Origin of the sequence: Corynebacterium sp. HMSC077G07, assembly GCF_001809225.1 — a bacterium.
GTDB lineage: Bacteria > Actinomycetota > Actinomycetes > Mycobacteriales > Mycobacteriaceae > Corynebacterium > Corynebacterium jeikeium_D.
Genome location: NZ_KV796535.1, coordinates 171,705 through 181,633, shown reverse-complemented (window position 1 = coordinate 181,633; position 9,929 = coordinate 171,705). Strand labels below are relative to the sequence as shown.

10 protein-coding genes are annotated in these 9,929 nt (G+C 60.1%); 3 read left to right on the top strand and 7 right to left on the bottom strand.

Going from position 1 to position 9,929, the window contains the following annotated elements:
- Nucleotides 1-247 precede the first annotated feature (247 nt).
- The gene (locus tag HMPREF2562_RS06520; RefSeq protein ID WP_070549788.1) at nucleotides 248-1,423 is read right to left on the bottom strand and encodes a UDP-N-acetylmuramate dehydrogenase; all 1,176 of its coding nucleotides are present in this window, start codon (nucleotides 1,421-1,423) and stop codon (nucleotides 248-250) included.
- An 85-nt stretch (nucleotides 1,424-1,508) separates the two neighbouring features.
- On the opposite strand from HMPREF2562_RS06520, the gene HMPREF2562_RS06515 reads away from it, so the two are divergent.
- The 3 genes from HMPREF2562_RS06515 (at nucleotide 1,509) to purU (ending at nucleotide 3,804) form a co-directional block, all read left to right on the top strand.
- Nucleotides 1,509-2,006, top strand: coding sequence for a DUF2505 domain-containing protein (locus HMPREF2562_RS06515; RefSeq protein WP_049189515.1), 498 nt, complete (start codon nucleotides 1,509-1,511; stop codon nucleotides 2,004-2,006).
- 104 nt (nucleotides 2,007-2,110) lie between these two features.
- The gene (locus tag HMPREF2562_RS06510; RefSeq protein WP_049189514.1) at nucleotides 2,111-2,881 is read left to right on the top strand and encodes an LmeA family phospholipid-binding protein; all 771 of its coding nucleotides are present in this window, start codon (nucleotides 2,111-2,113) and stop codon (nucleotides 2,879-2,881) included.
- A 17-nt stretch (nucleotides 2,882-2,898) separates the two neighbouring features.
- Complete coding sequence (gene purU / locus HMPREF2562_RS06505) at nucleotides 2,899-3,804, top strand: formyltetrahydrofolate deformylase (RefSeq protein WP_016421970.1); 906 nt, start codon at nucleotides 2,899-2,901, stop codon at nucleotides 3,802-3,804.
- Between the two features lie 182 nt (nucleotides 3,805-3,986).
- On the opposite strand, the gene HMPREF2562_RS06500 is transcribed toward purU, so the two are convergent.
- The 6 genes from HMPREF2562_RS06500 to HMPREF2562_RS06475 form a co-directional block, all read right to left on the bottom strand.
- The gene (locus HMPREF2562_RS06500; RefSeq protein ID WP_016421969.1) at nucleotides 3,987-4,343 is read right to left on the bottom strand and encodes a DUF2516 family protein; all 357 of its coding nucleotides are present in this window, start codon (nucleotides 4,341-4,343) and stop codon (nucleotides 3,987-3,989) included.
- A gap of 79 nt (nucleotides 4,344-4,422) precedes the next feature.
- Nucleotides 4,423-5,772: a DUF445 domain-containing protein gene (locus HMPREF2562_RS06495; protein WP_070549781.1), complete on the bottom strand. Its 1,350-nt coding sequence runs from the start codon at nucleotides 5,770-5,772 to the stop codon at nucleotides 4,423-4,425.
- Nucleotides 5,773-5,962: 190 nt separating this feature from the next.
- The gene (locus tag HMPREF2562_RS06490; RefSeq protein WP_016421967.1) at nucleotides 5,963-6,361 is read right to left on the bottom strand and encodes a hypothetical protein; all 399 of its coding nucleotides are present in this window, start codon (nucleotides 6,359-6,361) and stop codon (nucleotides 5,963-5,965) included.
- A gap of 40 nt (nucleotides 6,362-6,401) precedes the next feature.
- The gene (locus HMPREF2562_RS06485; protein WP_016421966.1) at nucleotides 6,402-7,151 is read right to left on the bottom strand and encodes a succinate dehydrogenase/fumarate reductase iron-sulfur subunit; all 750 of its coding nucleotides are present in this window, start codon (nucleotides 7,149-7,151) and stop codon (nucleotides 6,402-6,404) included.
- Nucleotides 7,151-9,169, bottom strand: coding sequence for a fumarate reductase/succinate dehydrogenase flavoprotein subunit (locus HMPREF2562_RS06480; protein WP_016421965.1), 2,019 nt, complete (start codon nucleotides 9,167-9,169; stop codon nucleotides 7,151-7,153). The genes HMPREF2562_RS06485 and HMPREF2562_RS06480 overlap by 1 nt, the downstream gene beginning before the upstream one ends.
- A 19-nt stretch (nucleotides 9,170-9,188) precedes the next feature.
- A complete protein-coding gene (locus HMPREF2562_RS06475; protein WP_016421964.1) occupies nucleotides 9,189-9,929 on the bottom strand; it encodes a succinate dehydrogenase cytochrome b subunit in 741 nt (246 codons plus the stop codon).

Below are 9,929 nucleotides of genomic sequence, written 5' to 3'. Positions count from 1 at the left end.
CCCCCCCCCAGACTTAGTGACTAGGTTTATGACAAAAAACTGAGGGTGAATAATATTCACGTGTCATAAACCTAGTCACTTTCTCTATCCCCGCCATTGGGAGAAGGCCCGGGAGCGCAAACTGAGGACTACCCGGCGGTTCTATCAGCCCCAGCGCCCCGGTCAGCCCCATCACCCCCGTTAGTCCCATCAGGCACGCCAGCCTCTCCAGTCCGCCCCCACTGGCCATCAGCCACCCGCCGCGGGCCTAATCGATGCTCACGCCGACCCACACCGGCTCGGGCACCAGGGTCACGCCGAAGGCCTTTTCCACGCCAGCGCGCACATCGCGCGCCAAAGCCACCAAGTCGGCGGCGGTCGTAGGCGTACCGTCGCCGGACTCCCCGCGGTTGGTCAGGGCAAGAGTGTGCTTAGTCGACAGTCGTGCGGGCGCACCGTCACCGGGGTAGCCCTTCGGGAACCCGGCGCGCTCGATAAGCCACGCCGCCGAGAGCTTCACGGCTCCCTCGTGGCCGGGGCCAGCGGGGAATGCGGGCATATTCGCGGCCTCATCGGCCCCACGCAGCGCGGCAACCTTTGCACGCACGGCCTCCACCGAGTTCTCCGGAATGATCGGGTTGGTAAAGAAAGAACCCGCCGACCAGGTATCGCGGTCAGCATCTTCGAGCACCATGCCCTTGCCCCGGCGCAGCTCAAGCACCTTTTCGCGCACCAACTCAGCCGGCCTGCGAATCTCGCCAGCCGCAGCCTCGGCCTCGTCGACGCCCAGGCGCCGCGCCAGTTCGCCATAGCGAAGTGGCGCGGACATGCCATCCACACTGAGCTCGAACCGCACGGCCAGCACCACTGCCCGTGCGGTGAACTTCAGGTTCGAGTAGCGGTAGGAAAGGTCGAGAGACTCCGGTTCCACCCACTCGACCGAGCCGGTTGCGCGATCGTAAAGCTGCACCGAGTCCAGGACCTGCGACACCTCAGCACCGTAGGCGCCAACGTTCTGCACCGGAGTGGCTCCGGCCGATCCCGGAATACCCGACAGGCATTCAAGGCCGCCAAAACCTGCGTCGACACTCATCTCCACGACCTCGTCCCAGACCGCACCGGCCTCGGCCTCCACGATTGCCGACACGGACTCCAGCCCGTGTCCGCGAGTGCTCATGGTCACGTTGTCGGCCTCGATCACCACGGCCACCAGCGGCTCGAGTTCATCGGCTACCACCAGGTTGGATCCGCCTCCCACGATGAGGAGGGGCACGTTAGCGTCGTCAAGCGCGCGTACAACATCGACCACAGCGTCCGTCGTGCTACACCGGACGACGGCACGCGGCACCCCGCCGAGGCGGAGCGTCGTCAAATCCGCGAAAGCGGTATGCGTGCTGAGCTCCACCCCCTCTAGCCCCGCAAGCCCATCGATGGCTTCTTCCATGTCGGAGGTCAGGTGAATTGGGTTCGGCGATTGGTCGAGATTTTCCACGCCCCTAGCGTAGTGCAAATTACGTATCATCAAGCGCATGACTACGACTAACACGCACACCGTCAACTTCGACCAGCCGATTGAGAAGGTTTACGAGGCCCTCACCGACGCCGGTTTCTGGGAGAAGGTCGCAAACCGTTTCTCGGCGGCTGACGGCAAGGTGGAAAAGTTCGAGACCACCGACGCTGGCACCACCGTCGTGATTCGCCAGACCGTCTCTGCTGACAAGATTCCGGCGCAGGCACAGAAGTTCGTCAAGTCCGGGGTCGGCATGACGCGCACGTTCGTCATCAGCCCGCTTAACGACGACGGCGCGACCTCCACCGTGACCACAGAAGCTTCGGGCGTACCGGCGTCCTTCAGTGCGTCCCAGAAGCTCACCGCCCAGGGTGAAGGTTCAGTGCTGACCACCAACTCCGAGTTCTCCATCAACGTGCCGCTGCTCGGCGGCAAGCTCGAGGAGAAGGCAGCTCCGTACCTGGAACGCGTCCTCAACGCTGAGACCGCTGTGCTGGCGGACTACGTCGCTAAGTAGGTTGCGCACTGGGGGGGGGGCACTCCGGGGCGACACCGAGGGGACGGATACCGGGCGAAGATAAGTGGTAGCGACGGAGCCGTCGTTAAGCAAGACTGGGAACCATGAGTTCTGCTAAACGCTCGTCGAGCGTCAAAGTCCTGCCCACCGTCCTCGGTGTCATCATCGTGGTGGCGCTCATTGCGATCGCCGGCGAAATCGGCGTCCGGATGTTCGTGAGCAAGGAGATTTCCGACGGCTACCGCACCTCCGCCGAAGAGCGTGGTGCGACGGTCACTGAAGACCCCAAGGTTTCTTTCGGCACCCGCCCGATACTGCTCGCCTTGGCCACCAAGTCAGTGCCCTCGATGGATCTGTCCACTCCGAACACACTGGAGGTCAAGAACCCGGAGGCGCTGGGTGGCGCACCGGAGATCAACGGTGACCCGGCAGCGGAAGTGCACCTGGAAAACGTGGATCTGAGCAATCGTGCGGATCCGACGGCAGAGTCGCTGCGAGTAGACGTCACAATCCCACCTCAACTGCTGCAGGCGCTAATTAACCGGGAAAGCGGTGTACGCGCTTCCACAATCACGCCGTTGCCGGACGAAGGCCTGTTCAACATTGAATTCGCCTCCGGATTTGCGACCTCCAAGTTCCGCCCGATTGCCAACGGCGGTCATATCGAAATCAACTTGGAGGGCGGCTCAATCCTCGGCTTAAACCTCGATGGCCTGGCCGGCTGGCTGGGAGAAGCGAGCGGTACGCTGTTGAGCTACGACATCGGCCACGGTATGCAGGTGGAGGAAGCGCACGTCACCGGGGAGGGCCTGGCGTTGACGCTGACGGGCGCAAATCTGCCTTTGTCGACCGTGAGCGAACTTACCTTTAGCTAGCAGGTAAGATACCGAGAATGACTCGCTCTCTCATCACCGCAAATAGCGGTACTCCCACCGAGCGCCAGTACATCTTCTCGCTCGGCTGTCCAGACCGTACCGGTATCGTTTCCACCCTGTCGACCTTCCTGTCCGACATAGGTGCGTGGATTACCGAGGCGGACTTCTTCTCCGACCCGGAGACCGGATGGTTTTTCACTCGCCAGGCGGTCCGCGCCGACGCTCTCGACCTGACGGTAGAAGAGCTGCGCGAGAAGTTCGCTGAGCTCGTCGGTGATTGGGGCCCTGAGGTCCGCTGGAAGGTCACCGACAACGCTGTCCCGAAGCGCGCTGTCATCCTGGTGACCAAGGAAGGCCACTGCCTGCAGGATCTGCTCGGCCGCGTCGCACAGTCCGACTATCCGATGGAAATCGCTGCAGTAATTGGTAACCACCGCGATCTGGAGCCACTGGTCGCAGCGTATGACATTCCCTTCCACCATGTGCCCTTCCCCAAGGATGCCGTCGGCAAGCGTAAGGCATTCGATGAGGTCGCCGAGATTGTCGACGCCGAAAACCCGGATGCCATCGTGCTCGCACGTTTCATGCAGATTCTGCCGCCGGATCTGTGCGAGAAGTGGGAAGGCCGCGCAATCAATATCCACCACAGCTTCCTGCCGTCGTTCATGGGCGCGCGCCCGTATCTGCAGGCTTATCGACGTGGTGTGAAGCTCATCGGTGCCACCTGCCACTACGCCACTGAGGACCTCGACGATGGTCCGATTATTGAGCAGGACGTCATGCGTGTCTCCCACAAATACACCGCTGCGGACATGCAGCGTGAAGGTCGCGATGCGGAGAAGCAGGTCCTCGCCCGCGGTTTGCGCTGGCACCTGGAGGACCGTGTGCAGGTTTACGGCAACCGCACCGTGGTGTTCCAGTAGGTTACCGTGGCGTTCCAGTAGGTTTTCGGGGAGCCAGACCTATCCCTATCCCCTCCCCCAGAAAGAAAGTGTCTGGGTTTATGACAAAATCACCGGGTTTTTCACCCAGAAACTGTCATAAACCCAGACACTTTCTCAGTTGTGCGGGCTAACACCCGCCCTGGACTAACACCCGCCCGGGACTAATAACCGCCCTGTGCGTTCGACAAAATGTCCTTGATCTGTGGGCGAACATCCAACCAGTAAATCCCCGTGATGACTAGTCCGGCAATCAGCGGGATGCCCAGCATTGCCCAGCCCAGCCACGGCAGGAGTAGGAAGATAGCCGAACCGACCAGCATGCCGGCCCAGACGTTGCGGCTCTTGCGGTCTGCAGCGTCAAAGGCATCCGCGCGGGTGGTGATGACAAGCACCGCACCGATTAGCGCCAAGATGCCGATGACAAACGGAATGGCGAACTGAAACAGGACGTCCACATAGACGGAAATTGCCATCAGCGGCGAATCCGCAAGACTGGGCAAAGATGGTAACAGGCGCACCGGGGGAACAACTCCTTTAACAGGGATGCATTGCTTTTTACATGCTAACGCACACGGTCTGATGTGCTGGGTTGTGCTGCTAAATAGCCCCAAACACCAAGGTCGACAGGGTGTAAATAGCCAAACCGGCCAGTGATCCGACAACAGTGCCGTTAACGCGAATGAACTGCAGATCGCGACCGACCATCAGTTCAATCTTGTCGGAAGCCTCATCGGCGTCCCAACGCTCGACGGTCTCGGAAATGATCGAGGTAATCTCGCCCGCGTAGTTCTCAGCGATGAAGACGACAGCCGCTTCCAGACGGCGGTCCATTCGTTTGCGCAACTCAGGATCGGACTGGATTCGCTCGCCGTAGCGGGCGGCCGTTTCCGAGACCTTCCGACGGAGCAGGGAGTCCGGGTCGCGGGCAGCGTCGACAAGCTTTGCGGATGTTGATGCCCAAATCTTCGCCGGTGCCTGTGTGACAGCGGCGGACGAAAGAATGTCAGTCTTAATTTCTTCGACCTTGGCGATGGTCTTCTCGTCGTTCTGCAAATCAACGGCGAGCTGCGTGAGGAAGCGGTGGAGCGCCAGGCGCGCGTCGTGCTTAGGGTCATGCTGCACCTGCCAGGTCCAATCAACCAGCTCGCGATAGACCTTGTCGCCGATGAGATCGTTGACAAAGCTCGGTGCCCAGGAGGGGGCGCGCTCTCCGACGAGTCGGTCGATAAGATTCTGCGAGCCCAGCGACTTCCGGTGCAGCCACTCAGCCATCTGCTGGACAATAGGCTCGGTGCGCCCTTCTTCGATCAGCTGCTCGAGAACCTTACCCGCTGGTGGCCCCCACTCCGGGGCTGCAACTTCGTCGATGACTGCTGACTTCAGCACTGCGGCGGCATCGTCAGGATTAATCGCCTCCAGCACATTTCCGGTGAACTTACCGACCTCTGCGGACACTTTGTCGGCGTTTCCCGGCGCTACCAGCCATTCGCCGATACGCTCAGGAATCTCGGCCTTACGCACCTTGTCCACAATCAAAGCGGGGTTCAGGAAGTTATCACCGACGAACTGCGCCAGGGACTCACCGACCTGGTCCTTCTTGCGACGGACGATAGCGGTGTGTGGGATAGGAATGCCGAGCGGGTGGCGGAACAGAGCTACGACTGCGAACCAGTCGGCGAGGGCACCGACCATGCCAGCCTCAGAAGCAGCGCGAACGTAGCCCACCCACGCGGGCACAACTTCGCCTGCGGATAAGTGTGAAGACTCAATACCGCGGCATGTGAAATACACAGCGGTTGCGATGACCAGCAGCATCGTAGCGAAGGCCTTAGCCTTACGCAGTTGCGCACGTTTTTCCGCCTCAACCTCTGGTGATGGCCCGGGAACTTCGAGACGGTCCGAGACCGTATCTACAGCTGCCGGGAGCTTAGCGGGGTTGTTATCCATGTGTATAGATTAGGCGCCGAAAACGCGAAAATGCCACCGCGCCGCAGTCCGCTGTTGGTGAGAGAGGTACTTCTCAATACTTCCCTACCCCAGCGCACTGTGCACAGTGGCATCAACTGTGGAGGTGCTAGTTCAAAAGGCTAGCGTTGCATCCGCCTAGAGGCGAGCCCCTTTAAACTGGGGCAAGCCTTTAGTGGTGAGTGCCGAATTCCTTTCGGTAAGCCTTGTAGTCACGACGACCGATGGAGATGCAGGCCAGACCCGCAATAACCATAACCAGTCCGACTACCAGGCCAGCCCACATGAACACGCTGCCGTCGAAGTTCCAACCACCGGTGTAGTCGGTGTAGTTGGCGGCATCCTTAGCCAGGAAACCGTTGCTGTGAGAGGCAGCAGTCTGGTCGGCAAAAACGGTCGTTGCGAGACCGAAAATGAAGGTGCCCCAAGCCGCCAGAGAGGCGAGCATGAGTCCCATGCCAATCCAGGTAATGCTCTTGTGAAGCGAGGAGTATTCGGCATTCATGCTCTGAGGCACGTAACCGTCGACGAAGTGCTCTTCGCCCTGGTAACGCTTGACTGCATTCGCCATAATCTATGTCCCTTCTGGAAAACTCTAATCGAGAAAGAGTTTAGTCGTCCTTACCGCGGAAGAACGAACGAGCTCGTTCCTTGGTAACGGCGGCAACCGCAGTCAGCGGGATACCGGCCGGGCAGACATCAGCACATTCACCATAGAGGGAGCACGGACCGAAGGTGCCTTCGACCTCGTCAACCATCTTGCGAGCACGCTTGCCACGCTCTTCCTTACCCAGCGGGACCAGGGAGAGGTGAACCAGCTTTGCGCCGGTGAACAGGTGTGCAGCACCGTTCGGGCAAGCTGCCACACAAGCACCACAGCCGATGCAGGCTGCGTGGTCAAGTGCGAACTCAGCGGTCTCGTGGTTCAGGTGCAGAGTATCTGCATCCGGAGCGGTACCAGCGTTGATGGAGACGTAGCCACCCTGCTCGAGGACACGGTCCAGAGCGGAGCGGTCAACGACCATGTCCTTGATGACCGGGTATGCGGCGGAGCGCATCGGCTCGATCTTCAGGGTGTCACCATCGCTGAACTGGTGCAGACGCTGCTGACAGGTCGGGGTGTTCTGGCCCGGGCCGTGCGGACGACCGTTGACGTTCAGACCACAGGTACCACAGATACCCTCACGGCAGTCAGATGCGAACGCGAACGGCTCCTTGCCGGACTCGACGTACTTGGAGTTGACGTGGTCAAGCAGCTCCAGGATCGACATCTCTGCGACGGCGTCGTCAACGTCAACGGATTCAAAGTGTCCCTCGACGTTCGGACCTGCTTGGCGCCAGATTTCAAGGTGCAGTTTCATTACTTGTAGTTCCTTGTCATGAGCGGGACGGCTTCGAAGGTGAGCGGCTCGGCGTGGCGAATGAATTCGTGACCGGACTGATCCCATGCAGGACCATTGTTGCCTCGCTCCCATGCGGAAACGAAGCACCAGTTAGCGTCATCGCGCTCTGCCTCGCCATCTTCGGAGATGTGGTCATCGCGGTAGTGAGCACCGCAGGACTCATCGCGGTCGAGGGCGTCGACACACATGAGCTCACCGAGGTCGATGTAGTCAGCAACGCGGTTAGCGTACTCGAGCTGCTGGTTCATCTCGTTCGGCTCACCCGGGATGAAAAGGTCAGACCAGAATGCCTTACGCAGTTCGCGGATCTCCTCGATACCGCGAGCCAGGTCTTCCTTGTTACGAGCCACACCACAGTCGCGGTAGAGAATCTCACCGAGCTGACGGTGGAAGTACTCAGCGCCGTGCTTACCCTGGATGCTCATCAGCTTGTCCAGGCGAGCCTGAGCGCGGTCCAGTGCTTCCTTGGCCTCCGGGGCATCCTCAGCCAGGCGGTCGGTACCGAGCAGCGGGCCAAGGTAGTTCGGAATGGTGAACGGCAGGGTGAACCAACCGTCGACCGAACCGGACAGCAGGGAGTTTGCACCAAGACGGTTTGCACCGTGGTAGGTCCAGGATGCCTCGCCACCGGTGAACAGACCCGGGATGGAGGTCATCTGGTTGAAGTCAGACCACAGACCACCCATGGTGAAGTGGCAGGTCGGAGCAATACGCATCGGAACCTTGTACGGGTCCTCACCGATTGCCTCTTCGTACATCTGAATCAGATTCGAGTAGCGTTCCTTGATGACCGGCTGGCCCAGGCGCTCAATTGCGTCACGCAGATCCAGGTAGACGGAGTTCTTCAGCGGACCAACACCGTAGCCGGCGTTAATCTGCTGAGAGTTGGCACGGGAAGCGACGTCACGCGGGACGAGGTTACCGAATGCCGGGTAGCGACGCTCCAGGAAGTAGTCGCGCTCGTCCTCCGGGATGTCGTTGGCCGGGCGCTCGTCGCCCTTCTTCTTCGGGGTCCAAATACGTGCGTCGTTACGCAGGGACTCGGACATCAGAATGGTCTTCGACTGCCAGTGCGCGTTAACCGGAAGACCGGTCGGGTGGAACTGGATGAAGGACGGGGATGCGAAGTAAGCACCCTGGTCGTATGCACGCATGATGGCCGAAGCGTTGGAGTTCTTGGCCAGCGTGGACATGTGGTAGACGTTGCCGTAACCGCCGGTAGCCAGAATAACTGCGTGAGCAGTGTGAACGGTCAGCTCACCATTGATGAGGTTACGCATGATGGCACCCTGGCAACGGCCGTCGGCGACGATGATGTCAACCAGCTCGTTGTGGGTGAAGATCTCGACGTTGCCGAGACCAATCTGACGCTGCAGAGCCGAGGTAGTCGACAGCTGCAGCTGCTGACCCGTCTGACCACGGGTGTAGTACGTACGGGAGACCTGCACACCACCGAAGGAACGGGTTGCCAGGGTACCGCCGTACTCGCGAGCGAACGGAGCACCGATTGCATTCAGGTGGTCGATGACGCGGACGGACTCGACAGCCAGACGCCAGCAGTCGTTCTCGCGGCAGCGGTAGTCGCCGCCCTTAACGGTGTCCTTGACGTGGCGGTAAGCGCCGTCGTTGTCGACCTTCTTACCGCGAGCGGAGTTCACACCACCCTGTGCAGCAATGGAGTGCGCACGGCGCGGAGCGTCGTGGTAGGTGAAAACCTGCACGTCGTAGCCGAGCTCACCGAGGGCAGCAGCGGCAGCGCCGCCAGCCAGGCCGGTACCGACGACCATGACGCGGAACTTACGACGGTTCAGCGGCGAAACCAGGTTGGCGTGATCCTTCTGGTACTGCCAGTGGTCCTTCATGGAGACCTTGTCACCCGGGGAGTTATCGGACAGAACCTTGCCGATCTTGACCCCGTCGACAGCGCTTTCCGGCGCGCGGAAGTCCGCAGCGACGGTTGCTTCAGTGTTAGTCATAGTAAATTTCCTCCTCGACCTACGAGACCAGACCGGTCAGGACGGCGACTGGGATGAAGATGTTGCCGACAACAACCAGCAGCGGCAGCAGGCCGGACAGGAACAGCAGAACCTTGCGCCAGCGCTTACCGGTGATACCGAGGTCGGAAGTAGCGGTCCACAGACCGTGGGACAGGTGCAGCAGCAGAGCGAGCTGAGCAATGATGTACCAAACAACAACACCCGGACGCGAGAAGGACGCAACCACGTTCTGGTATGCCTCACCGTGCTCGAAAGAAGACGGAGAAACGCCAGCACCGATGGTCAGGTCCAGCAGGTGGAAGATGATGAAGGCCAGCAGCACGATGCCGGTGATCACCATCGAACGTGCAGTAAAGGTGTTCCAGCTGGACACCATGCCCTGACGGCGGAACTTGCCGCGGGACTGCTTTGCACGTGCAGCCAGGGTGAGGCCACCGAAAATGTGCAGGACAATAGCTACCAGCAGGACAATGCGGAAAATCCACAGAATGCCCTCGTTCGGAACTGCCGGAGCACCGACAGTGCGTAGGAAGGTCGCGTATGCGTTGAAGTCTTCCTCGCCAGCGAAAATCTTCAGGTTACCCAGCATGTGGACAATAACGAAGAGGCCAAACAGCACGCCAGTGACGGCCATGGTCAGCTTCAGAGCCCATGAAGGGTATTTAGGCTGCTCGCGCAGCGGTTCTACATTAATTTTGCCGTGCGCGATTGCGTCACGGTTTGAACTTTTAACAGTCAT